This is a genomic window from Aeromonas sp. QDB20, from assembly GCF_027707805.1.
Lineage (GTDB): Bacteria > Pseudomonadota > Gammaproteobacteria > Enterobacterales > Aeromonadaceae > Aeromonas > Aeromonas dhakensis.
This window is the reverse complement of the sequence record NZ_JAPCJC010000005.1, coordinates 130,383-151,891: the sequence shown is the minus strand read 5'-3', so window position 1 is coordinate 151,891 and position 21,509 is coordinate 130,383. Positions and strand designations below refer to the sequence as shown.

At 62.7% G+C, this 21,509-nt stretch carries 23 protein-coding genes and 1 riboswitch; of the genes, 18 read left to right on the top strand and 5 right to left on the bottom strand.

What is annotated here, in order from left to right:
* Nucleotides 1-202: 202 nt before the first annotated feature.
* The 3 genes from PG897_RS08110 to narQ form a co-directional block, all read right to left on the bottom strand.
* Nucleotides 203-778 carry an LON peptidase substrate-binding domain-containing protein gene (locus tag PG897_RS08110; protein ID WP_005299312.1) on the bottom strand — a complete coding sequence of 192 codons (576 nt, stop codon included), beginning with the start codon at nucleotides 776-778 and terminating at the stop codon, nucleotides 203-205.
* A 104-nt stretch (nucleotides 779-882) separates the two neighbouring features.
* Nucleotides 883-1,521 (bottom strand): two-component system response regulator NarL, encoded by a 639-nt coding sequence (gene narL / locus PG897_RS08105; RefSeq protein WP_005299317.1) that lies wholly within the window; start codon nucleotides 1,519-1,521, stop codon nucleotides 883-885.
* Nucleotides 1,521-3,233, bottom strand: coding sequence for a nitrate/nitrite two-component system sensor histidine kinase NarQ (gene narQ / locus PG897_RS08100; RefSeq protein WP_005299320.1), 1,713 nt, complete (start codon nucleotides 3,231-3,233; stop codon nucleotides 1,521-1,523). Before narQ ends, narL begins: the two co-directional genes overlap by 1 nt.
* A gap of 79 nt (nucleotides 3,234-3,312) precedes the next feature.
* Nucleotides 3,313-3,452: riboswitch (molybdenum cofactor riboswitch) on the top strand.
* Between narQ and moaA the strand changes: the two genes are divergently transcribed.
* From moaA to PG897_RS08020, 16 genes are all read left to right on the top strand, one after another.
* Entirely contained in the window at nucleotides 3,440-4,435 is a 996-nt protein-coding gene (gene moaA / locus PG897_RS08095) for a GTP 3',8-cyclase MoaA (protein ID WP_041203111.1), read from the top strand. (Overlaps the previous riboswitch by 13 nt.)
* A 248-nt stretch (nucleotides 4,436-4,683) precedes the next feature.
* Entirely contained in the window at nucleotides 4,684-5,193 is a 510-nt protein-coding gene (gene napF / locus PG897_RS08090; protein WP_017781797.1) for a ferredoxin-type protein NapF, read from the top strand.
* A gap of 29 nt (nucleotides 5,194-5,222) precedes the next feature.
* A complete protein-coding gene (locus tag PG897_RS08085; protein ID WP_201880921.1) occupies nucleotides 5,223-5,486 on the top strand; it encodes a chaperone NapD in 264 nt (87 codons plus the stop codon).
* Between the two features lie 147 nt (nucleotides 5,487-5,633).
* A complete protein-coding gene (napA, locus tag PG897_RS08080; RefSeq protein WP_017781794.1) occupies nucleotides 5,634-8,123 on the top strand; it encodes a nitrate reductase catalytic subunit NapA in 2,490 nt (829 codons plus the stop codon).
* Between the two features lie 15 nt (nucleotides 8,124-8,138).
* Nucleotides 8,139-8,873 carry a ferredoxin-type protein NapG gene (gene napG / locus PG897_RS08075; protein ID WP_201880929.1) on the top strand — a complete coding sequence of 245 codons (735 nt, stop codon included), beginning with the start codon at nucleotides 8,139-8,141 and terminating at the stop codon, nucleotides 8,871-8,873.
* A complete protein-coding gene (gene napH, locus PG897_RS08070) occupies nucleotides 8,870-9,745 on the top strand; it encodes a quinol dehydrogenase ferredoxin subunit NapH (protein WP_201880938.1) in 876 nt (291 codons plus the stop codon). The genes napG and napH overlap by 4 nt, the downstream gene beginning before the upstream one ends.
* The gene (locus PG897_RS08065) at nucleotides 9,745-10,200 is read left to right on the top strand and encodes a nitrate reductase cytochrome c-type subunit (protein WP_005299342.1); all 456 of its coding nucleotides are present in this window, start codon (nucleotides 9,745-9,747) and stop codon (nucleotides 10,198-10,200) included. The genes napH and PG897_RS08065 overlap by 1 nt, the downstream gene beginning before the upstream one ends.
* A gap of 11 nt (nucleotides 10,201-10,211) precedes the next feature.
* A complete protein-coding gene (locus tag PG897_RS08060) occupies nucleotides 10,212-10,802 on the top strand; it encodes a cytochrome c3 family protein (protein ID WP_005299345.1) in 591 nt (196 codons plus the stop codon).
* A 268-nt stretch (nucleotides 10,803-11,070) separates the two neighbouring features.
* A complete protein-coding gene (moaB, locus tag PG897_RS08055) occupies nucleotides 11,071-11,577 on the top strand; it encodes a molybdenum cofactor biosynthesis protein B (RefSeq protein ID WP_017781791.1) in 507 nt (168 codons plus the stop codon).
* A 9-nt stretch (nucleotides 11,578-11,586) separates the two neighbouring features.
* Nucleotides 11,587-12,111, top strand: a complete 525-nt coding sequence (moaC, locus tag PG897_RS08050; protein WP_010634440.1) for a cyclic pyranopterin monophosphate synthase MoaC — start codon at nucleotides 11,587-11,589, stop codon at nucleotides 12,109-12,111.
* Nucleotides 12,108-12,353, top strand: a complete 246-nt coding sequence (gene moaD / locus PG897_RS08045; protein WP_270828855.1) for a molybdopterin synthase sulfur carrier subunit — start codon at nucleotides 12,108-12,110, stop codon at nucleotides 12,351-12,353. The genes moaC and moaD overlap by 4 nt, the downstream gene beginning before the upstream one ends.
* Before the next feature lie 2 nt (nucleotides 12,354-12,355).
* Complete coding sequence (moaE, locus tag PG897_RS08040; protein WP_024942809.1) at nucleotides 12,356-12,829, top strand: molybdopterin synthase catalytic subunit MoaE; 474 nt, start codon at nucleotides 12,356-12,358, stop codon at nucleotides 12,827-12,829.
* A gap of 103 nt (nucleotides 12,830-12,932) precedes the next feature.
* The gene (modA, locus tag PG897_RS08035) at nucleotides 12,933-13,661 is read left to right on the top strand and encodes a molybdate ABC transporter substrate-binding protein (RefSeq protein ID WP_099358471.1); all 729 of its coding nucleotides are present in this window, start codon (nucleotides 12,933-12,935) and stop codon (nucleotides 13,659-13,661) included.
* A 153-nt stretch (nucleotides 13,662-13,814) separates the two neighbouring features.
* On the top strand, nucleotides 13,815-14,495 hold the full coding sequence (gene modB, locus PG897_RS08030) for a molybdate ABC transporter permease subunit (RefSeq protein ID WP_026140934.1): 681 nt from the start codon (nucleotides 13,815-13,817) through the stop codon (nucleotides 14,493-14,495).
* Entirely contained in the window at nucleotides 14,492-15,568 is a 1,077-nt protein-coding gene (gene modC / locus PG897_RS08025) for a molybdenum ABC transporter ATP-binding protein (RefSeq protein ID WP_201880940.1), read from the top strand. Before modB ends, modC begins: the two co-directional genes overlap by 4 nt.
* Nucleotides 15,569-15,632: 64 nt before the next feature.
* On the top strand, nucleotides 15,633-16,409 hold the full coding sequence (locus tag PG897_RS08020; RefSeq protein WP_270828853.1) for an alpha/beta fold hydrolase: 777 nt from the start codon (nucleotides 15,633-15,635) through the stop codon (nucleotides 16,407-16,409).
* Between the two features lie 84 nt (nucleotides 16,410-16,493).
* On the opposite strand, the gene moeB is transcribed toward PG897_RS08020, so the two are convergent.
* Both moeB and moeA read right to left on the bottom strand, forming a co-directional pair.
* Entirely contained in the window at nucleotides 16,494-17,249 is a 756-nt protein-coding gene (gene moeB / locus PG897_RS08015; protein ID WP_024942806.1) for a molybdopterin-synthase adenylyltransferase MoeB, read from the bottom strand.
* Nucleotides 17,246-18,472, bottom strand: a complete 1,227-nt coding sequence (gene moeA / locus PG897_RS08010; RefSeq protein ID WP_024942805.1) for a molybdopterin molybdotransferase MoeA — start codon at nucleotides 18,470-18,472, stop codon at nucleotides 17,246-17,248. The genes moeB and moeA overlap by 4 nt, the downstream gene beginning before the upstream one ends.
* Before the next feature lie 304 nt (nucleotides 18,473-18,776).
* On the opposite strand from moeA, the gene folE reads away from it, so the two are divergent.
* Complete coding sequence (gene folE, locus PG897_RS08005) at nucleotides 18,777-19,433, top strand: GTP cyclohydrolase I FolE (protein WP_005299391.1); 657 nt, start codon at nucleotides 18,777-18,779, stop codon at nucleotides 19,431-19,433.
* A 394-nt stretch (nucleotides 19,434-19,827) separates the two neighbouring features.
* Complete coding sequence (locus PG897_RS08000; protein ID WP_270828852.1) at nucleotides 19,828-21,483, top strand: methyl-accepting chemotaxis protein; 1,656 nt, start codon at nucleotides 19,828-19,830, stop codon at nucleotides 21,481-21,483.
* The last annotated feature ends 26 nt before the right edge of the window (nucleotides 21,484-21,509 follow it).

Below are 21,509 nucleotides of genomic sequence, written 5' to 3'. Positions count from 1 at the left end.
AATTCTTCAGCAAATACTGAAGAGAGCACGGGATAAATCGGGTTGTACGATTCTATATGAAAAAGTCGTGCCAACTTTTCAGAACCGGTTTTACAGGGCTTGCAGCGCGATTATCGGTTTTTATTGCGTCCTGCAATTTGCAAAATGCGAAATTGACATTTTCATTATCGGAATATTTGCATTTTGCAAAGCCCGAATTGACTCACTGTGCGATCAGACGGCGCAAGAATTGACGAGCCGCTTCGCTATTTTGTTTGGCAATCAACATCTGCTTCTCATAGATCGGCATCGGCAGGATCTCGAGCCAGCGTTGGCAGAGCCAGGCTGCATCGTCAAACCGCTTGTCCGGATAGAGCTCGTCGAGCTCCGGATATTGTTCGAACACTTCCTGCAACCGGGTGACCAGCGGCTTGTCGCTGAAATTGGAGTGGGTGCTCGGCCAGTTGGGCAGGGCCTCGACCTTGGCGCGGCGCAGACCCAGCTCGTCAGTCTCCATCTCGTGGATGCAGAATCTTTCCATGCCGAGCACGGTGACACCGAGCAGGCCGTCATTCAGGGTGTAAAAGTCGGTGACTTTGACCCGGGTGCCGACCGGCAGGATCCGACCCGACTTGCCCGAGGTGGTTGCCTCTTCCATCACGATGCCAAACCCCTGGTCATTGATGAATGACTCTTTGAGCATCTGCAGGTGGCGCGGCTCAAACAAACGCAGAGGAAGCTTGCCACCAGGCAGGATGTGGGAAGGCAAGGGGAACAGTGCCAAAGGTTGAAGTTTCATGTTCCATCCTCCATTCAGTTGTTACTGAACAGGACAATGCAGCGACTGTGCCAGAGGATGAAAAAAGCCACCGGACGGTGGCTTTGGCTGGGTAAAAAGGGGGCTTAGTTGCGCTGCTCCAGGTACATGACAGCCGCTTCCACGCGGCTTTGCGCCTCTAGTTTCTTGAGCAGGCTCTTGACGTGAACTTTGACCGTGCCTTCGGAAATATGGAGCACGGAGGCGACCTGTTTGTTGGAGAGGCCCTTTGCAATTTCACGCAGGATTTGCATTTCGCGACGCGTTAAGCTCTCCAGCTTCTGCTGCAGGTGATCCAGCTCGTAGATGTTCTCGAGGTAGGGGCGCAGCGGTTCGCTCAGGATCTGCTTGCCGGTCATCACGTCTGCCAGCTGGGCCAGCAGCATATCGGGCTCGGTGTCCTTGAGCAGGTAGCCATCGGCACCGGCCTTGAGCAGGGCCACCACATCCTGACGGGCATCGGAGACGGTCAGGATCACCACCCGGGAGGTCACCTCCTCGGCGCGCAGCGCCTTGAGGGTGTCCAGGCCCGAGAGACCTTTCATGTTGAGGTCGAGCAGGATCAGGTCCGGTTCAGACTCCTTGGCCATGGCGACGGCGTCGGTACCATTGGAAGCTTCACCGACGACCTCGATGTTCTCTTCCAGTGCCAGCAGTTGCACAATCCCTTTGCGCATGAGGGGATGGTCATCCACGACCAGAACACTATATTTCATCTCGTCCATCAGGCGTCTCTTGTTAGGCTGGTGGGAAAGGTCAGATGTACGCAGGTGCCTCTGGGCGGCCTTTCGCTGATGGTCAGCAGGCCATGCAGCTTGTTGGCACGCTCGTTCATGATGCTCAGGCCGTAGTGGTTGACCGCCGAGCTTGCGATCCCTATTCCGACACCATCATCTGAAATCTGAACCTGGATGTTACCATCGGCGAGGGTCTCACAGCTAACATCAATCACTTGTGCGCTGGCATGTTTGATGGCATTGAGGACTGCCTCACGGATCAGCTGCAAAATGTGAATGTGCTGACCCGCCTCTAGGTCGGTATCGGCCAGACCGTAATGGAGCCTTATCTCGGCCTGGGTCTGCGGCTTGAGCTGCTCCAGCATCACCTTGATGGCTTCGCCGAGATTGGCGTCACCAATGCTGAGGCGGAAGGTGCCGAGCAGCTCGCGCAGCTGGGTGTAGGCGCTGCCAAGCCCCTCGTCGATCTGCTGCATGGCGGCTTCGGCCTTGGCGGTATCCCCCTTGGCAAACGAACGCTTGAGCAGGGTAGCCTGGATCTTGAGATAAGAAAGAGCCTGGGCCAGAGAGTCGTGCAGCTCGCGGGCGATGACGGCCCGCTCTTCCATCAGCAGCAGGCGCTGGTGTTGCAGCAGGGTCTGATCCTTGTGCAGCACCTGGGCCAGCAGCATGGAGAAGTTCTTCATCAGCCGCTCGTCGATGGGGTGGCTGCTGATGACGTCGAGCCGGCCATACTCCTGCTCGTCCATCTGCAGATAGAAGCTGACCACCGCCTCCAGATCGCCGGGCCAACCCTTGCGGCCGGTGATGTAGTCCGGCATGGCGTTGTGCTCGAAACGGGTCAGCCGGATGTAGTCGATGTGCTGGTGGGCCGCCGCCCGCTCCAGCAGCTTGAGCAGGGTGCGCCGGCTCAGCGGCGCCGCGTGCAGCTTCTGGGCTGTGCTGTAGAGGAAGGAGAGGGTGTCGTTGGCCTGCTGCAGCTTGGCGGTCTTCTCTTCCACCTTGCTCTCCAGCTCCCGGTAGAGCTTGCCGAGCTCGTCGGCCATGGTGACGAAGGCCCCTGACAGCTCCCCCAGTTCGTTTTCGCAGCGGGGGGGCAGGGTCAGATCGAACTCCTGGCGCTGGATCTGGCGGGCGCAATAGACCAGCTGGTTGAGCGGGGCCACCACCTGCTGGCGGGTAAAGCGCACCGTGAACCAGGCGATGGTGATGATGGAGAGCAGCCCCAGCCCTTCGGCCAGCGCCAGCATGCGCACCTTGAACTCCACGTGATACTGCATCTGGTTGACGAAGTCATCGATGGCGGCGACAAACTGCTCTGTGTTATCCGTATAGCGCCGCGGGGTGGCATTCTCGATGTGCTCGCGCATCACCTGCCACTGCTGCAGCACCTCGCCGTAGGTGCGACGCAGGGAGGCTGGCGTGATCCAGCGCTGGGTCTCCTGCAGCTCGGCGGCGTGCAGGGTCTGCTCGAACTGATCGAGCCGGCTCAGCACCTGCTGGCCCTGCTCAATCTCGTAGGCCATCCGGTAGGCCTGCATCCGCAGGGAGCCGGAGAGGTTGATCGCCTTGGCATCGGGCACCGAATAGAACAGGGTCACCATGGCCACCACGGCGATAAGGCTCGCCATGAACAGGATGAGCACCATGGAGCGCCCGATGGCGCTGCTGACCGAATGTACTTTGAACCACTTTCCCATGCCGGCTCTCTTCCTTCACTGCAGACAATAACCCCACAAAGTAGCATGGGAGTGTACTCCAACTTGTGCTAGCATCGAAAAACTAGATGAACTCCGAGCGGTTTTGCCTAAGTCCTCATGATAGGGGGAAACCGCCGTCAGCCGATGTTCGAGCTGTAAGGGTCAGGAAAGAAATGCCCTGGCCTCCCGTATTTGGAAAGGTGTTTATGTCGCCACTGCAAGATGGTTTTTCCCGTCGTTTTTACTATTTGCGCCTGTCGGTCACCGACGTGTGCAATTTTCGCTGTACCTACTGTTTGCCGGATGGCTATCGGCCACCGGCCGGTGGCAAGGCGGGGCGCCAGCCCTTTCTCTCTCTCGAAGAGATCCGCCGCGTCGTCGGTGGCTTTGCCGCCATGGGCACCCGCAAGGTGCGTCTGACCGGCGGGGAACCCTCCCTGCGCCGGGACTTCACCGCCATCATAGAGACGGTGGCCAATACCCCCGGCATCGAGAAGGTGGCCATGACCACCAATGGGTATCGTTTGAAAGAGCGGGCCAAAGAGTGGTTCGATGCGGGCCTGACCGCCCTCAACGTCAGCGTCGACAGCCTGGATCCGCGTCAGTTTCACCAGATCACCGGCGAGAACAAGCTGGCGGAGGTGATGGAGGGGATCGAAGCGGCGCTGGCCGCCGGTTTCAAGTCGGTCAAGATCAACGCCGTGTTGCTCAAGGGTCTCAATGACCACCAGCTGGATGCCTTCCTGGCCTGGATCCGGCACCAACCCATCGAGCTGCGTTTCATCGAGCTGATGCAGACCGGCGAGATGGATACCCTGTTTCGCGATCACCACGCCAGCGGGGCGCTCATCAAACAGCGTCTACTCGATGCCGGTTGGTTGCAGCAGCTGCGTGGCGACGACGATGGCCCCGCCCAGGTATTCATGCATCCGGAGTCGATGGGTGGGGTCGGGCTCATCATGCCCTACAGCAAGGATTTCTGTGCCGGTTGCAACCGGCTGCGGGTCTCTTCCCTCGGCAAGCTGCACCTCTGCCTGTTCGGCGATCACGGGGTGGAGCTACGGGATCTGTTGACGGATGACGGCCAGCAGGATGAATTGCAGCAGCGGATCCGCAGCGCCCTTGCCGGCAAGGCGGCGACCCACAGGCTGCACGAAGGCAATGCCGGCATGACCCCGCATCTGGCCTCCATCGGTGGCTGAGCAACCTCGCTCGAAAAAATAGCCATCGATTAATAAGCAATCCTCAAATGGGGGTATTTTGTCTTGCCCCCGTTGTTCTTTCCTGCGCCAAGGGTTTGATCCAGCGCAAGAATCCCCCCTGTTTATCTCCCTGGTGGTATATCCCTGAACTTGTCAGGGCCGCAATATACACCCACTCTTATAATAGGTATTGAAAATACCTGTCATGGGACTCACTCGTGCGCCATCACCTGCAACAAGGAGCCGTTATGCCGGATGGGGTCAACCTGTCGCGTCGCAGTCTGTTTCGGGGTCGTCTGACATCGAATGAACCTCGGGTGCAACTGCCCTGGTCCGTCGCCTGGTCCGATTTTGCCGCCGACTGCACCCGCTGCGGTGACTGTCTCACGGCCTGCCCGGAGCAGATCCTGGTCAAGGGCGATGGCGGTTTCCCGACCGTGGATTTTCTGCGCGGTGAGTGCACCTTCTGCGGAGAGTGTGTCGCCGCTTGCAAAGTGCCGATATTTCGTCCGACCACGGAGGCGCCCTGGCAATACATCGCCCATATTGAAGCCAGCTGTCTGGCTCAGGGTCAGGTGTTCTGCCAGCGCTGCCAGGACAGCTGCGAGCCCAGGGCGATCCATTTCTCCCCCGTGCTGGGCCGGGTGCCTACCCCCAGCATCGAGGCCGCAGCCTGCACCGGTTGCGGTGCCTGTGTGAAGGATTGTCCGGTCGGCAGCATCCGGGTGGGTACCCCCGTCAGCGAGGAGTCCAGATGAAGCAGGATGTGTGTGAAGCAGGAGCCACAATGAAACAAGAGTTCCATGTATCGAGCCTGGTGGTGCTGGCCCAGCCCTCCTTGCGTCACCGGCTCGCAGATCAGATCGCGGCCCTCGAGGGGGCCGAGATCCATGCCGTCAGTGACGAGGGCAAGCTGGTGGTGACCCTGGAAGGTCCGAGCCAGCGGCCCATCATGACGGCCATCGATGCCATCAATGCAATGCCGGGCGTATTGTCCGCCGCCCTGATTTACCACCAGTTCGATGAGCTCGATGCCCAGTGCAAGGAGTAGCGCCATAAGGCCGAGCCTGCGTGACTCATCATGATGGCCGCCATGGATGCACAGAAAAACGACGCCAGGGTTCTAGTTCGCCGCCCTGAGCCAAAACCAGTTCGATACACTCGACAACTTACGCGATAAGCAATGTGAGGATATGCCATGAAGCTGAGTCGACGCGACTTTATGAAGGCCAACGCGGTGGCGGCAGCCGCTGCCGTGGCTGGTGTCAGTGCCCCCACGCTGGCGGCCAATCTGATCACCAGTACCGACAAGACTGCCATCACCTGGGACAAGGCGCCGTGCCGTTTCTGCGGTACCGGCTGTTCCGTGCTGGTGGGTTCCCAGGATGGGCGCGTCGTGGCGACCCAGGGCGATCCCGATGCACCGGTCAACCGCGGTCTTAACTGCATCAAGGGTTACTTCCTGTCCAAAATCATGTATGGCCAGGACAGGCTGACCCAGCCCATGCTGCGCATGACCAATGGCAAGTTCGACAAGAACGGCAACTTCGCCCCCATCAGCTGGGATCAGGCCTTTGACATCATGGCCGAGAAGTTCAAGGCCACCCTGAAAGAGAAGGGCCCGACCGCCGTCGGCATGTTCGGCTCCGGCCAGTGGACCGTGTGGGAAGGCTATGCCGCCGCCAAGCTGATGAAGGCCGGTCTGCGTACCAACAACCTGGATCCCAATGCCCGTCACTGCATGGCGTCCGCGGTAGTGGGCTTCATGCGTACCTTCGGCATGGATGAACCCATGGGCTGCTACGACGATATCGAGCAGGCCGACGCCTTCGTGCTGTGGGGCTCCAACATGGCCGAGATGCACCCCATCCTCTGGTCGCGCATCTCCGATCGCCGCCTGTCCCACCAGGACGTGCAGGTGCACGTGCTCTCCACCTTCGAGCATCGCAGCTTCGAGCTGGCGGACAACGGCATGGTGTTCACCCCGCAGACCGACTTGGCGATCCTCAACTACATCGCCAACTACATCATCCAGAATGACAAGGTGAACTGGGAGTTCGTCAACAAGCACACCCAGTTCCGCAAGGGCACCACGGACATCGGCTACGGCCTGCGCCCCACCAACCCGCTGCAGCAGAAGGCCAAGAACCCGGACAACGGCGATTCCACCCCGATGAGCTTCGACGACTTCGCCAAGTTCGTGGCGGATTACGATCTGGAGTCCGTCTCCAAGCTCTCCGGCGTCTCCAAGGACAAGCTCGAGAAGCTGGCTCAGCTCTATGCCGATCCGAGCAAGAAGGTGGTCTCCTACTGGACCATGGGGTTCAACCAGCACACCCGCGGTGTCTGGGCCAACAACCTCTGCTACAACATTCACCTGCTGACCGGCAAGATCTCCCAGCCGGGTTCCGGTCCCTTCTCCCTGACCGGTCAGCCCTCCGCCTGCGGTACTGCCCGTGAGGTGGGCACCTTCGCTCACCGTCTGCCGGCCGACATGGTGGTGACCGAACCCAAGCACCGCGCCATCGCCGAGAAGATCTGGAAGCTGCCGGAAGGCACCATCCCGGAGCAGGTGGGCTACCACGCCGTACTGCAAAACCGCATGCTCAAGGACGGCAAGCTCAACGCCTACTGGGTGATGTGCAACAACAACATGCAAGCCGGCCCGAACATGAATGAAGAGGGGCTGCCCGGTTATCGCAACCCGGCCAACTTCATCGTGGTCTCCGACCCTTATCCGACCGTGACCGCCCAGGCGGCCGACCTCATCCTGCCGACCGCCATGTGGGTGGAGAAAGAGGGGGCCTACGGCAACGCCGAGCGTCGCACCCAGTTCTGGCACCAGCAGGTGAAGGCACCGGAAGGGGCCAAGTCCGACCTGTGGCAGCTGATGGAGTTCTCCAAGCGCTTCACCGTGGAAGAGGTGTGGCCGGCCGAGCTCATCGCTAAGATGCCGGAAGTGAAGGGCAAGACCCTGTTCGACGTGCTCTATGCCAACGGTCAGGTCAACCAGTTCCCGAAAGAGCAGAGCAAGGGGGCGCTCAACGACGAGGCAGAGCACTTTGGTTTCTACGTCCAGAAGGGGCTGTTCGAAGAGTACGCTACCTTCGGGCGCGGCCATGGCCACGATCTGGCGCCGTTCGATCAGTATCACGAAGCCCGTGGCCTGCGCTGGCCTGTGGTGGACGGCAAAGAGACCCTGTGGCGCTATCGCGAAGGGTTCGACCCCTATGTGAAAGCGGGCGAGGGGGTGCGTTTCTACGGCAAGCCCGACGGCAAGGCGGTGATCTTCGCGCTGCCCTATGAGCCGGCCGCCGAGGCACCGGACAAAGAGTACGACATGTGGCTCTCTACCGGTCGCGTGCTGGAGCACTGGCACACCGGCACCATGACCCGCCGGGTCCCCGAGCTCTATCGCGCCTTCCCGGATGCGGTGCTCTTCATGCACCCGGAAGATGCTAAGGCCCGTGGCGTGCGCCGTGGTGAAGAGGTGATCGTCTCCTCCCGCCGGGGCGAGGTGAAAACCCGGGTCGAGACCCGCGGTCGCAACCGTCCGCCCAAGGGACTGGTATTCATGCCCTTCTTCGACGCGAGCCAGCTGGTCAACAAGCTGACCCTGGACGCCACCGATCCGCTCTCCAAAGAGACGGATTACAAGAAGTGCGCCGTCAAGGTCGTTAAGGCATAAGGCGGGGAGCGCGAGATGAGTCGTAGTCGGCGCCAGTTTCTGGCCGACATGGCCAAGGGGGCCTGCGGTGTGAGCCTGCTTGGCGTGGGGCTCGGCGGCATGGCGCGCCAGCAGGTGCAGGCCGTGCCTGCCCAGGCGCTGCGCCCGCCGGCCGCCCTCGACGAGGCCGAATTCCTCGGCGCCTGCGTGCGCTGCGGGCTCTGCGTCGAGGCCTGCCCCTACGACACCCTCAAGCTCGCCCGGCTGTTTGAACCCGTGACCACCGGCACTCCCTACTTCAAGGCGCGCGCCGTGCCGTGCGAGATGTGTGACGACATCCCCTGCGTGGCGGCCTGCCCGAGCGGGGCGCTGGATCAGGCCATGACCGACATCGATCAGGCGCGGATGGGGGTGGCGGTGCTCATCGATCACGAGACCTGCCTCAACTACCTGGGGCTGCGTTGCGACGTCTGCTACCGGGTCTGCCCGCTGATTGACAAGGCGATCACACTGGAGCTGCAGCACAACCAGCGCACCGGCAAGCACGCCATGTTCCTGCCCACGGTGCACAGCGATGTCTGCACCGGCTGCGGCAAGTGCGAGCACGCCTGCGTGCTGGAGGAGGCGGCCATCAAGGTGGTGCCTCGTCAGCTCGCCAAGGGAGAGCTGGGCCACCACTACCGGCTCGGCTGGGAAGAGAAGGCGAAGGCGGGCAAGTCGCTCATCGGCGACAGGCTCACCCTGCCAACCCGCAAACCGGAGGGGCTATGAGTCGTTATCCGGGAGCCGAAGCCACGGCCAGGCTGGGCTGGTGGCGGTCACACCGCTTCCTGCTGCTGCGCCGGCTCTGCCAGTTCGGTGTGCTCACGCTGTTCCTGCTGGGGCCGCTGGCGGGCATCTGGATCCTCAAGGGCAACCTCTCCAGCTCACTGTTGTTGGAGACGGTGCCGCTCACGGATCCGCTGACCCTGCTGCAGTCGTTGGCGGCGGGCCATTGGCCCATCCCCACCCTCTGGCTGGGGGCCGGGCTGGTGCTCGCGGGTTACTGGCTGGTCGGGGGGCGGGTGTTCTGCTCCTGGGTCTGTCCGGTCAACCTGGTCACGGATGCCGCCGCCTGGCTCAGGGGAAGGTTAGGTCTCAAGGGCAACGGTCAGTTCAACCGCGCCACCCGCTACTGGCTGCTGGCCATGGTGCTGGTGGCGCCGGCCATCGCCGGTGTGCTGGTGTGGGAGCTGGTCAATCCGGTGTCGCTTACCCTGCGCGGCCTGTTGTTCGGCATGGGGGCGGGCTGGGCCTTGCTGACGGTGCTGTTCCTGTTCGACCTCTTCGTGGTGGAGCGGGGCTGGTGCGGTCACCTCTGTCCGGTGGGGGCCTTCTATGCCCTGGTCAACCGGGTCGGGTTCATCAAGATTTCTGCCAAGGGGCGCGAGCGGTGCAGCAACTGCATGGATTGTTATGCGGTCTGCCCGGAACGTCCCATCCTGCGCGGCCCCGTTCACGGTGCCAAGCGTGGTCACGGGCCCTTGATTGTGGCTCAGGAGTGTACCAACTGCGGCCGTTGCATCGATGTCTGCGCGGAGCAAGTTTTTGAAATCACTGTAGGTTTTGCCGTCAAGGCAGAGAAAACGTCGGAGAACAAATAATGAAGAAGCTGATTGGAGCAATGCTGGCCTGTCTGATGGCAGGTTCCTTGATGGCGGCAGTCCCCGAGATCACCAACAGCACGGGGGGCATCAAGTCGGAGCGGGGAAGCACGGATCTGGTGACGGATGCCGATGCGGCCCCCATGAAGAACTTTCGCAAGGATGGTGATCTCTACGATCGCCAGTACATGCATCAGCCCCCGCTGATCCCCCACGACACCCGCAACTATGAAGTGGACAACAAGGTCAACAAGTGCCTGGCCTGTCACAGCTTCAAGAACGCCAGCGCCATGAAGGCCCCCAAGATCAGCCCGACTCACTTCGAGACCCGTGACGGCATGACGTTGGGAGAAGTGTCCCCCCGCCGCTACTTCTGCCTGCAGTGCCACGTGCCGCAAGCGGATGCCAAGCCGCTGGTGGAAAATACATTTAAACCAGTTGAAGCCTTGAACTGAGGAACCCATAGATGAAATTACCCGGCTTTATCCAGCGTCTGTGGACCACCTTCAAGTCCCCCTCGAAGGCAGCCCTCTGGGTACTGCTGCTGATGGGCTTCTTCGGCGGGGTCATCTTCTGGGGCGGTTTCAACACCGCCATGGAAGCCTCCAACACCGAAAAGTTCTGCACCAGCTGCCACGAGATGAAGGACAACGTGTTCGTGGAGTACCGCGACACCATCCACTATGCCAACCGCTCCGGCGTGCGGGCCAGCTGCCCGGATTGCCACGTGCCGCACGAGTGGACCTACAAGATCATCCGCAAGGTGCAGGCCTCCAAGGAGCTGTGGGGCATGATCACCGGCAAGGTGGACACCCGCGAGAAGTTCGAGTCGCACCGGCGCGAGATGGCCGAGCGGGAGTGGAAGCGGATGAAGGACACGGATTCGAGGGAGTGTCGCAACTGCCACAACTTCGAATACATGGACTTCTCCCTGCAAGGCAAGCGGGGTGCCCAGATGCACTCCACCAGCCTCGCCAGCGGCGAGAGCACCTGTATCGACTGCCACAAGGGCATTGCTCACCAGCTGCCCGACATGACAGGGGTGAAGGGCTTCTAAGTCTGCACCAGCAACGAGGCCGGGGTCACCCGGCCTCGTTCATATTTCGCCCGGCCAGGGCAAAAGCACCACTGTGCCTCCTTTAAATCCCCCCTCTGGCGGGAGTTTTGATAGAATCGGCCCGCCGTGAGTCGCAGCGCATGACAGCAAGGTCAAAGGTTCAGCCCGGGCGGGCATGGACCGTGCCACCAGCGAGCGCTGTCAGCCGGGATCCTGGCCGCTTTTCTTCTTCTCTTTGCTCACGGTCCTTTGCCATCAGGAGCTGCCCATGGGACAGAAACACAACGCATTCATTCCCCTCAAGATCGCCGTGCTGACGGTCTCCGACAGCCGCACCGCTGCCGATGACAGCTCGGGCGACTATCTGGTTTCCGCCCTCGCTGAATCGGGCCATCAGCTGGCCGACCGGGCGCTCTGCCCCGACAATCTGTTTCGTATTCGCGCCCAGGTGAGCGACTGGATCGCCGATGAGGGAGTGCAGGTGGTGCTCATCAACGGCGGCACCGGCTTCAACGAACAGAACCGGGTGCCCGAGGCGGTCGGGGTATTGTTCGAGCGCACCGTGCAGGGTTTTGGCGAACTGTTTCGCCAGCTATCCTTCGCCGACATCAAGGGCGCCGCCATGCAGAGCCGCGCGCTGGCGGGTCTCGCCAATCGCACCCTGATCTGCTGCCTGCCGGGCTCTACCAGTGCCTGCCAGCTGGGGTGGGAGAAACTTGTCCGCGATCAGCTCGATGCCCGCACCAAGCCGTGCAACTTCGTCTCCCATCTTTGAGGGCCTCTGATGAACCCGACCGAATCCAAGCAACCTCAGCCCGGCCTGACCCATCTCAACCAGAGCGGCGAAGCCCACATGGTGGATGTGACCGACAAGCAGGTGACCGAGCGTGAAGCCCGCGCCGAGGCGTTTGTCGCCATGGCTCCCGACACCCTGGCCCTGATCCTGAGCGGTCAGCACCACAAGGGGGACGTGTTCGCCACCGCCCGCATCGCCGGCATCATGGCGGCCAAGAAGACCTCGGATCTCATTCCCCTCTGCCATCCGCTGGCATTGACCCGGGTGGAGGTAGAGATAGAACCCCAGGCGGCGCAAAATAGGGTCCATATTCGCACCCTCTGCAAGCTCTCGGGCAAGACAGGGGTGGAAATGGAAGCGCTGACCGCCGCGTCGGTGGCGGCACTGACCATCTACGACATGTGCAAGGCGGTGCAAAAGGACATGGTGATCGAACAGGTACGTCTGGTGGAGAAAAAGGGCGGCAAGTCCGGTCACTTCCAGTTGAATGCCGGTGCAGGAGAAAACGCATGATCAAGATACTCTTTTTTGCGCAAGTCAGAGAGCTGGTGGCCTGCGACGAGCTGAGCCTGCCCTGTGACTACGCCAGTGCCGAGGCGCTTCGCGCCGCCTTGTGCCAGCGCGGCGACAAGTGGGCGCTGGCGCTGGAAGCGGGCAAGCTGCTGGTGGCGGTCAACCAGACCCTGGTGCCGCTGGATACGCCCCTTCATGATGGCGATGAGGTCGCCTTTTTCCCGCCGGTGACCGGAGGTTGATGATGAGCGAGGCAACCATGATCGATCGCATCCTGGTACAGCGGGAAGACTTCTCGCTGGCTGACGAATATGCCCGTCTCGCCGCCCGGCAGGACACCGGCGCCGTGGTCAGTTTTGTCGGCAAGGTGCGCGACTTCAATCAGGGGGAGCACGTGAAGGGGCTGGCCCTCGAGCACTACCCCGGCATGACCGAGAAGGCGCTGACGGACATAGTGGCCGAGGCCCGCAGCCGCTGGCCCCTGCAGGAGTGCACCCTCATTCACCGCATCGGCGAGCTGCTGCTCGGCGATCAGATCGTGCTGGTGGTGGTGAGCAGTGCCCACCGCGAGGCGGCCTTCGAGGCCTGCCACTTCATCATGGATTTCTTGAAAACCCGGGCGCCGTTCTGGAAAAAAGAGCTGACCGCCGAAGGGGTACAACGCTGGGTCGAGGCCAAGGAGAGCGACAACACTGCCGCCGCCCGCTGGCAAGCTTGACCTGTTCAAGGGGGCTGGCTCATCGGGAGCCGCGGCCCCTGTTTTCGGGGCCGCCCCCTTGGCTGGGGAGCGATAGAAGCGGCCCCACTCAGGAGGTAAAGGAATGAAACCGCTGTTATCCGTTGTCATCGCCGGGGTCTGCGCCAGTGCGCTGCAGGCTGGTGCCGTGCAGGCCGACGAGGTCAAGGTGGCCGTGGCCGCCAACTTCAAGGGCACCATAGAGCGCATCGGCAAGGCGTTCACCGCCAAGACCGGCCATACCCTGGCCATCTCCTCCGCCGCGACCGGGGTGCTCTACACCCAGATCAGCCACGGCGCCCCGTTCGATCTCTTCCTCTCCGCCGACGTGAAAACCCCGCAGAAGCTGGAGCAGGAGGGCAAGGGCAGCGAGCGTTTCACCTACGCCATCGGCCAGCTGGGTCTGTGGCAGAAGGGGGGGCCGGCTCCTGACGAGGCAACCCTGCGCAACTGGAAGGGCAACCTCGCCATCGCCAATCCGAAGACCGCTCCCTACGGCACCGCCGCCATGGCGACTCTCGATCATCTCAAGATCGATCCCAAGCAGTACCGCCTACTGACCGGCACCAACATCGGCCAGACCTGGCAGTTCGTCGACACCGGCAACGCCGAGCTGGGCTTCGTCGCCTGGGCCAACCTGGTGGAAGCGGGCAAGACCGGCGAAGCCTGGGCCGTGCCGGCCGACTTCTATCCGCCCATTGAGCAGCAGGGGCTGGTATTGAAGAAAGGCGCCGCGGTAGAAGCGCTGGTGGCCTGGCTCAAGGGGCCGGGTCAGGCAGAGATCAAGGCGGCGGGTTATGCGCTGCCCCAGTGATGGCGCAACCACACACCTGCCTGATGATTGGCCGGCCCTCGGGTCGGCCCACTCTTACGATAAGGATGCACACCATGCCGTTGCCTGAATTCATCTGGGAGTGCGGCTCAATCGATGTGTCTGGTGCTGGAACTGGCGTTGGGAGTGCGTCCGATGAGTGAAGGGGATCTGCTGGCGGTCTGGCTCACCCTGAGGCTGGCAGCCAGCACTACCGCCATCCTGCTGCTGCTCTCGCCGCCGTTGGCCTGGTGGCTGTCGCGCAGCCAGCACAGGCTCAGACCCGTGGTGGAGGCCCTGGTGGCCCTGCCGCTGGTGCTGCCGCCGACGGTGCTCGGTTTCTATCTGCTGCTGGCCTTCTCCCCCTCCTATGGCCTGGGCGCCTGGTGGCGCGACACCTTCGGGGCGCCGCTTGCCTTCAGTTTTACCGGTCTGCTGCTGGCCTCCATCCTCTACTCGCTCCCCTTCGTGGTGCAGCCGCTCACCTCCGCCTTCGTCAACATGGGCAACAAGGAGCTGGAGGCCGCCGCCACCCTGGGGTTTGGCCCGCTGGAGCGCTTCTTTCACATCATCTTGCCGATGACGCTGCCCAGCTTCGTGATGGCGGCGGCGCTCGGTTTTGCCCACACCCTGGGGGAGTTCGGGGTGGTGCTGATGATTGGCGGCAACATCCCGGGTGAGACCCAGGTGCTCTCCATCGCCCTGTTTGATCACGTGGAGACGATGGACTATCAAAACGCCCACCTGCTGGCGGGCGGCCTGATGGGCTTCTCGCTGGTGATGCTGGTGCTGGTGTACGGGGTGCTGCAGCGCCGGCAACGGAGGCTGTTCGGATGAACGACACCGGCAAGGCGAAACCGCTGCAACTCAAGGCAAGGCGGGCGTTCGGCGCCTTTAGCCTCGATTGTGAACTGGCCCTGGAGCTTGGGGGGATCCTCGGTCTGTTCGGCCCCTCCGGCTGCGGCAAGAGCAGCCTGCTACGCATCATCGCCGGGCTGGACAGGGCGCCGAGTGACACGTTGAACTGGCAGGGCAGGGGGCTGAGCGATCTGCTGCCCGAGGCGCGCCGCATCGGCCTGGTGTTTCAGGATTCGCGCCTCTTCCCCCATCTGAGCGTGCTCGGCAACCTGCAACTGGCGGCCCGCAAGGGGCGAGGGCGCTGGCAACCCGAGGCGCTGGCAACCCGCCTTGGTTTTGCTGAACTGCTGCCCCAGCCGGCTCACGGCCTCTCCGGCGGCCAGCGCCAGCGGGTGGCACTGGCCCGGGCCCTGTTGGCCGAGCCCGATCTGCTGCTGCTCGATGAACCTTTCTCTGCGCTGGACAGACGCAGCCGCATTCATCAGGCCCACGTGCTCAAGGGTTTGCAGCAGGAGAGCGGCATTCCGATGATCTTCGTCAGCCACGCCATGGAGGAGGTGAGCCTGCTCTGCGATCAGCTGGTGCTGCTGGCGGATGGCCGGGTGGAGGCGCAAGGCCGGCCGAGCGAGATCTTCGCCCGCACCGATCTCTCGCTCGCCAGTCGCGACGACGCCGGGGTGATGCTGGCGGCGAGCCTCTCTCACTACGATGAAGAGGAGCAGATGGCGACCCTGCAGCTCGGCGAGCAGCAGTTGCGAGTCACCATGACCCAGGTGCCGGACGACGGCGGCCCCTTGCAGATCAAGGTGGCCGGGCGGGACGTGGTGATCGCCACCGCTCCTATCGAGCACTCCAGCCTCTCCAACTGCCTCACCACCCGATTGCTGGCCGAACGCGAGGTGCGCCCCGGCCAGACCCTGTTGCAGTTGGCGCTGGGTCAGCAGATACTGCTGGCCCGGATCACAAGCCGCTCCGCCAGACGGCTGGCGCTCGCCCCGAACCAGCAGATCTACGCCTACATCAAGGCGGTGAGCCTGGTCAGCGAGGGTTGAGCGGATTGCAGAAGAGGCAGAAAATCAGGATGGTTCAGCGGATGAGTCGAGAGGCAATGAACTGATGCGCCGCAATCAGGTGATGAAATCCAACGGTCTTGCCCTGCGCAGCGCGGGGGAGGGCCCCTTGTTGTTGCTGCTGCACGGGCTGGGCTCCTCCAGCCTCGACTGGCAGGCGCAGATCGAACGCTTTTCCGAACACTACCGGGTGGTGGCGCTGGATCTGCGCGGCCACGGCCAGAGCATGCAGGAGGGGCCGTTCGACGTGGCGACCCTGGCGGCGGACGTGGTGAACTGGCTCGATGAACAGCCTGAGCCCGCCTGGGTGGTGGGGCTCTCTTTGGGGGCCATGGTGGCGCTGGAGCTGGCGTTGCAGCTGCCACACAAGGTGCAAGGGCTGGTGCTGGTCAACGGTTGCAGCGAGTTCCTGCTGGAGACGCCGAAAGAGCAGGAGCGCTTTGCCCAGCGCCTCAAGTGGCTGCGCTGGTTCGGCCTGCGGCCGCTCGCCTGGTGGCTCGGTCGTGAGCTTTTTCCCGGCCCCGACCTTGCCCAGGTGCGCCACACCTTCCGGCTGCGTTTCGTGCGCAACAAGAAGAAAACCTACAAGGCGCTGCTGGAAGCGCTACCCGGCTGGCCGGTACGCGCCCGGCTTGGCAACATCTGGCAGCCGGTGGCCATCATCTCCACCAGCCACGACTATCTGCCGCTCGCCAAACGGGTGGAGCAGTTCGCCTCCCTGCCCAACGCCACCATCCACACCCCCAACGGCCATCACGCCTGGCCGGCGGAAGATCCCTCCGGCTTCAATCATCTGTTGCAGCGGATCCTCTCTACCCATTGATGAAGTGATGGAGAACAGTGGCAGATAAAAAAAGCCGACCCCAGGGTCGGCTTTTTTGTTGGCGCAAAGGCTCGCTGGGATGGTTCACCCGTGCGAGCAGACCGGGCAGTCGGGGCGCTTGGGCAGCTTCATTTCGCGAAAGGTGCCGCCCAGGCCGTCGATCATCAGCAGGCGGCCGCTGTAGCTCCTGCCCATGCCAGCCAGCAGCTTGATGGCTTCGAGCGCCTGCAGGCTGCCCACCAGTCCCACCACAGGCGCCAGCACCCCCGCCTCGACGCAGGTGAGGGCCTGCTCGCCAAACAGGGCGCTGAGGCAGGCGTAGCAGGGCTCATCCTGCTGCCAGGTGAAGCTGCAGACCTGGCCCTCCAGCCGGATGGCGGCGCCGCTGACCAGCGGCACGCCGTGCTGGCGGGCCTTTTGGTTGAGCAGGTTGCGAATGGCCAGGTTGTCGGTGCAATCCAATACCAGCTGGTGGTGGGGCAACAGGGCATCGAGCAGCGCCTCGTCGGCCACGGCGGTGTGGGTCTCCACCTCAAGCCAGGGGTTGAGGGCGCGCAGGGAGTGGGCGGCGGAGTCCACCTTGTCGTGGCCGATGCGCTCATCGGTGTGCAGCACCTGGCGTTGCAGGTTGGAGAGCTCCACCTTGTCGAAATCGACCAGGGTGAGCCGGCCGACCCCGGCCACCGCCAGATACTGGCTGGCAGCGCAGCCAAGGCCGCCGGCGCCGATCACCAGCACGTGAGCCTGCTTGAGCGCCTCCTGCCCCTCGAAATCGAAAGATTTGAGGATGATCTGGCGGTTGTAGCGCAAGAGTTCGGCATCGCTCAGGATCTCGCTCACAGCAGCAATCCCCCGAACGGTTCGACGGTGACGGTTTCCCCTGTGGCGACCCGGCCCCGCTCGCGCTCAAGGACGATGTAGCAATTGGCCCGCGACAGGGAGCTGAACACGGCGGAGTCTTGCGAGCCGGTGCTGCGTACCTCCAGGCCGTTTGGCCCCTGAGTCAGGATGCCGCGCTGGAAGTCGAGCCGGCCCGGCGCCTTCTTGAGCGGCTCAGCGGCAATGGCGTGCAGCTGGAGCGGGCGCTCGAAACGCTGACCCGCCAGCTTGGCCAGCGCCGGTTGCACCAGCTGATCGAAGGTGACCATGGCGGAGACCGGGTTGCCCGGCAGGCCGAAGAACCAGGCGTGGGGCAGGCGACCGAAGGCAAACGGCTTGCCCGGCTTGATGGCCAGCTTCCAGAAGCCGATTTCGCCAAGCTCCTCCAGCAACTGCTTGGTGAAGTCTGCTTCCCCCACCGAGACGCCGCCTGTGGTGATGAGGGCGTCGGCCTCGCGGTCGGCCTTTTGGAAGGCGGCGCGCAGCTGGGCCGGATCGTCCGGGATGATGCCAAGGTCGAGGCAGTCGCAGCCCATGCGATCCAGCATGGCCCGCACGCCGTAGCGGTTGGAGTCGTAGATGTCGCCGTGGGCGAGGGGGGTGCCGACTGGCTTGAGCTCGTCACCGGTACTGAAGATGGCCACTTTGAGCGGCCGACGTACCGACACGGTGGCAATGCCGAGGGAGGCCAGCAGCGGCATCTCCCGGGCGGTGAGACGAGTACCGGCAGCGAGCACGCTGGCGCCCTTGCGGATGTCTTCGCCGCGGCGGCGAATGTTCTGGCCGGGCACAGGAGTGGTCAGAAAGGTGATCCTGTCGCCGTCGGCCTGAGTTTCTTCCTGCATCACCACCGCATCCGTCCCGGCCGGCACCGGGGCGCCGGTCATGATGCGCACGCAGTGGCCGGCGGGCCACTCACCCTGGTAGGGCTGACCGGCGAAGGCCTTGCCCGCCATGATGAGGGGGGCACCGTTGGCGAGATCCGCCAGCCGCACCGCATAACCGTCCATGGCGGAGTTGTCGAACGGGGGCACGCTGAGGGGGGAGGCGATATCCGCGGCGAGTACCCGGCCAAGGGCCTGCGGCAGGGGCAACTGTTCGCTGTCGCAACAGCCGTCAAGCTGTGCCAGCATGCCCTGCAGGGCGTCGCTCAGGGGGAGTAGTCCGCTGGTATCAAATCCCATGTCATGACCTCATTGTGTGATGGAGGGGGTGTGAAGGGCGGATTATCCCAAAAATCCATGCCGATGGGCAGGTTGCAGCAGGATAAAACCGCTTGGCTGTACAGATAGGCAGCGACCGGGCCGCGCGCCTCCCCCCGTATGGGTAGCGCCGGCGAAGTAAAAGCCGCCAGATTGGCATAAAGTCAGGGAACAGGCTTGAGTTAGCTTGAATTATGACAATAATCGCCGTCTACTATTGCGCCACAACCGAGTGCCGTCATAGCGAGGCGGCCATCACAGTCCCTGAGCGTGGGAGAGGAACAAGATGACGAGCTTAAGTCGGGAAGCCCTGTTGGTCAGGGCCGCCCTCGAGGCCGAGGGCCTCGAAACACCTCTGGTGGCCAATACCCTGGACGGCCAGCAGAAGCGGGAGAAGATCGAGGGCCACATGCGCGCCATCATGGAGACGCTGGGGCTGGATCTGGCCGATGACAGTCTGGCAGAGACACCGCACCGCATCGCCAAGATGTACGTGAACGAAATCTTCTCCGGTCTCGATTACGCCACCTTCCCCAAGGTGACGGTGATCGAGAACAAGATGAAGGTGGACGAGATGATCATGGTGCGGGACATCAGCCTCACCAGCACCTGTGAGCACCACTTCGTCACCATCGACGGGCTGGCCCACGTGGCCTATATCCCCCGCGGCAAGGTGATCGGGCTCTCCAAGATCAACCGCATCGTGCAGTTCTTTGCCCGCCGTCCCCAGGTGCAGGAGCGCCTGACCCAGCAGATCCTGCTGGCGCTGCAGACCCTGCTCGGCACCAAGGACGTGGCCATCAGCATCAAGGCGACCCACTTCTGCGTGAAGGCCCGCGGCGTGATGGACTCCACCTCCTACACCACCACCACCTCCCTGGGTGGCGTCTTCAAGACCCAGCCCGATACCCGCGCCGAGTTTCTGGCCGGTCTGAAAGGCTGATCTGCCAGGAGATGTGTCGCCACTGCGGCATGTCTCCTCGCTTTCCCCTCCTTTTTCCTTCTCCTGACCGCCCGCTGGCTGCCGGATGGTCGCACCGACAATTTTCCTCAAGGGATGGACATCCCCGGTCGATATATCCCGTTATGGCTTGTGCGCATCTTTCGGGAGTGCGTTCAAGTCTTCAAGGTGCCAGGCTTTGGCTGCTCTCTTGGCCGGGTGGGTCTGTCGATAAGAGACCTGCGCTCAGCCGGGCATCTTGTAAAAAATGTCGCCTCGTTCATGCAAGGACATATATTCATCAAGGCTGGATGAGCCGCCATGGAGGCGGTGACAGCGGGCCGTATGCGTACGGTTCAGACGAGCGTTATCTGTTCACTCATATCCAGGACATGCCATGAATACCAGTACCATGACCATTGGCAAGAAACTCACCGCGGGTTTTGCCATGCTCGGCCTGATGATGGCCTTTATCGGCGGCTTCTCGCTGCTGCAGTTTGGCAACATGAACCGGGCCGCCATCGGCTTTACCGACAGCATTTTGCCCGCCGTGGTGCGCACCAGTACCCTGGGCGAGACCATCAATACCCTGCGCCGCTATGAACTGGATGTGTTTCTGGTGGCGGCCGATCCGCAGCAGAAAGCCCACTATCGCGACCTTGGCGAGCAGACCCTGCAAGAGGTCGCCCGGCAGGTCAAGGCGCACGATGCCACCATCTGGGCGGAGGACGTGGAAGAGCGGCGTACCTTCGACATCGTCAAGCAGGACTGGGACAAGTACGTGGCCCTGCACCAGCGCATCCGGCAGATGCAGGATGGCGGCCAGCTGGCCGAGGCCCAGCAGCTGTTCATGAGCGAGGGGATCACCCTCTACACCAACCTGGCCAAGTCGGTGGGGGATCTGATCCGCATCAACCACGGCTACTCAGTGGGCTCCCGTGCCCAGGTGGTGGCTGCGTTTGACAGCGCCAAGCTAAGCATCATAGTGGCGCTGGTACTGGGTCTGCTGCTGGCGGGGGCGCTCTCCACCGTGCTTACTCGACAGATCCGCGATCCGCTGGTGATGTTGGCCCGCCAGGCTCAGCGCATCGCGAGCGGTGATCTGGGCAAGAGCGAGTTGCAGGAGTGGATCCGCGGCAATCGCTTCAAGCGTGACGAGCTGGGTCAGCTCGGCGCCGCCATCGACCGCATGCAGGGTTCGCTTGCGGATCTGGTGAGTGAGATCGCCGGCTCGGTGAGCCAGCTCAGCAGCGCGGTGGAGGAGGTGAGTGCCATCTCCGAGCAGTCCGCTACCGGCATGGCCCGTCAGCAGAGCGAGGTCTCCCAGGTTGCCATCGCCATGAACGAGATGCAGTCCACCGTCAACGAGGTAGCCCGCAACACCACGGACGCCATGAGCGCCGCCAAGGATGCCTCGCGCACCTCGACCCAGGGCAACCAGGTGGTGCGCAGCGCCATCAGCAGCATCGAGGAGGTGTCGGTCAAGATTGAGCAGGCGGGCGCCGTGGTGCAGCAACTGGAGCAGGACAGCACCAACATCAGCATGGTGCTTGACGTCATTCGCGGCATTGCCGAGCAGACCAACCTGCTGGCCCTCAACGCGGCCATCGAGGCGGCGCGCGCCGGCGAGCAGGGGCGCGGCTTTGCGGTCGTGGCCGATGAAGTGCGCTCCCTGGCCCAGCGTACCCAGAACTCCACCGCCGAGATCAGCAAGATGATCGAGGTGCTGCAGGAGCGCACCGCCGAGGCGGGCAGCGCCATGCAGCTGAGCCGTCAGCAGATGCAGGAGAGCGTGGGGCTGGCGCGGGAAGCGGGCAACAGCATCGACACCATCAACGGTGCCGTCACCCAGATCACCGACATGAACACCCTGATCGCCACCGCTACCGAGGAGCAGAATGCGGTGACCGAGGAGCTCAACCGCAGCATCGTCAACATCCACAATGCGGCGGACGAGAATGCCCTGGGGGCCCAACAGACCGCCCAAGCCTGTGTCGAGCTGAGCAAGCTGGCCAATACACTGCACCATATGACCCAGCGCTTTACCCTCTAAGAGCGTTTGGCAGATAGCAAAAGGCC

Excerpts from the sequence above, each read along its gene's own strand:
- PG897_RS08110 (WP_005299312.1), bottom strand. The coding sequence starts at position 778 with ATGAAACTTCAACCTTTGGCACTGTTCCCCTTGCCTTCCCACATCCTG.
- narL (WP_005299317.1), bottom strand. The coding sequence starts at position 1,521 with ATGGACGAGATGAAATATAGTGTTCTGGTCGTGGATGACCATCCCCTC.
- narQ (WP_005299320.1), bottom strand. The coding sequence starts at position 3,233 with ATGGGAAAGTGGTTCAAAGTACATTCGGTCAGCAGCGCCATCGGGCGC.
- moaA (WP_041203111.1), top strand. The coding sequence starts at position 3,440 with ATGTCGCCACTGCAAGATGGTTTTTCCCGTCGTTTTTACTATTTGCGC.
- napF (WP_017781797.1), top strand. The coding sequence starts at position 4,684 with ATGCCGGATGGGGTCAACCTGTCGCGTCGCAGTCTGTTTCGGGGTCGT.
- PG897_RS08085 (WP_201880921.1), top strand. The coding sequence starts at position 5,223 with ATGAAACAAGAGTTCCATGTATCGAGCCTGGTGGTGCTGGCCCAGCCC.
- napA (WP_017781794.1), top strand. The coding sequence starts at position 5,634 with ATGAAGCTGAGTCGACGCGACTTTATGAAGGCCAACGCGGTGGCGGCA.
- napG (WP_201880929.1), top strand. The coding sequence starts at position 8,139 with ATGAGTCGTAGTCGGCGCCAGTTTCTGGCCGACATGGCCAAGGGGGCC.
- napH (WP_201880938.1), top strand. The coding sequence starts at position 8,870 with ATGAGTCGTTATCCGGGAGCCGAAGCCACGGCCAGGCTGGGCTGGTGG.
- PG897_RS08065 (WP_005299342.1), top strand. The coding sequence starts at position 9,745 with ATGAAGAAGCTGATTGGAGCAATGCTGGCCTGTCTGATGGCAGGTTCC.
- PG897_RS08060 (WP_005299345.1), top strand. The coding sequence starts at position 10,212 with ATGAAATTACCCGGCTTTATCCAGCGTCTGTGGACCACCTTCAAGTCC.
- moaB (WP_017781791.1), top strand. The coding sequence starts at position 11,071 with ATGGGACAGAAACACAACGCATTCATTCCCCTCAAGATCGCCGTGCTG.
- moaC (WP_010634440.1), top strand. The coding sequence starts at position 11,587 with ATGAACCCGACCGAATCCAAGCAACCTCAGCCCGGCCTGACCCATCTC.
- moaD (WP_270828855.1), top strand. The coding sequence starts at position 12,108 with ATGATCAAGATACTCTTTTTTGCGCAAGTCAGAGAGCTGGTGGCCTGC.
- moaE (WP_024942809.1), top strand. The coding sequence starts at position 12,356 with ATGAGCGAGGCAACCATGATCGATCGCATCCTGGTACAGCGGGAAGAC.
- modA (WP_099358471.1), top strand. The coding sequence starts at position 12,933 with ATGAAACCGCTGTTATCCGTTGTCATCGCCGGGGTCTGCGCCAGTGCG.
- modB (WP_026140934.1), top strand. The coding sequence starts at position 13,815 with ATGAGTGAAGGGGATCTGCTGGCGGTCTGGCTCACCCTGAGGCTGGCA.
- modC (WP_201880940.1), top strand. The coding sequence starts at position 14,492 with ATGAACGACACCGGCAAGGCGAAACCGCTGCAACTCAAGGCAAGGCGG.
- PG897_RS08020 (WP_270828853.1), top strand. The coding sequence starts at position 15,633 with ATGCGCCGCAATCAGGTGATGAAATCCAACGGTCTTGCCCTGCGCAGC.
- moeA (WP_024942805.1), bottom strand. The coding sequence starts at position 18,472 with ATGGGATTTGATACCAGCGGACTACTCCCCCTGAGCGACGCCCTGCAG.
- folE (WP_005299391.1), top strand. The coding sequence starts at position 18,777 with ATGACGAGCTTAAGTCGGGAAGCCCTGTTGGTCAGGGCCGCCCTCGAG.
- PG897_RS08000 (WP_270828852.1), top strand. The coding sequence starts at position 19,828 with ATGAATACCAGTACCATGACCATTGGCAAGAAACTCACCGCGGGTTTT.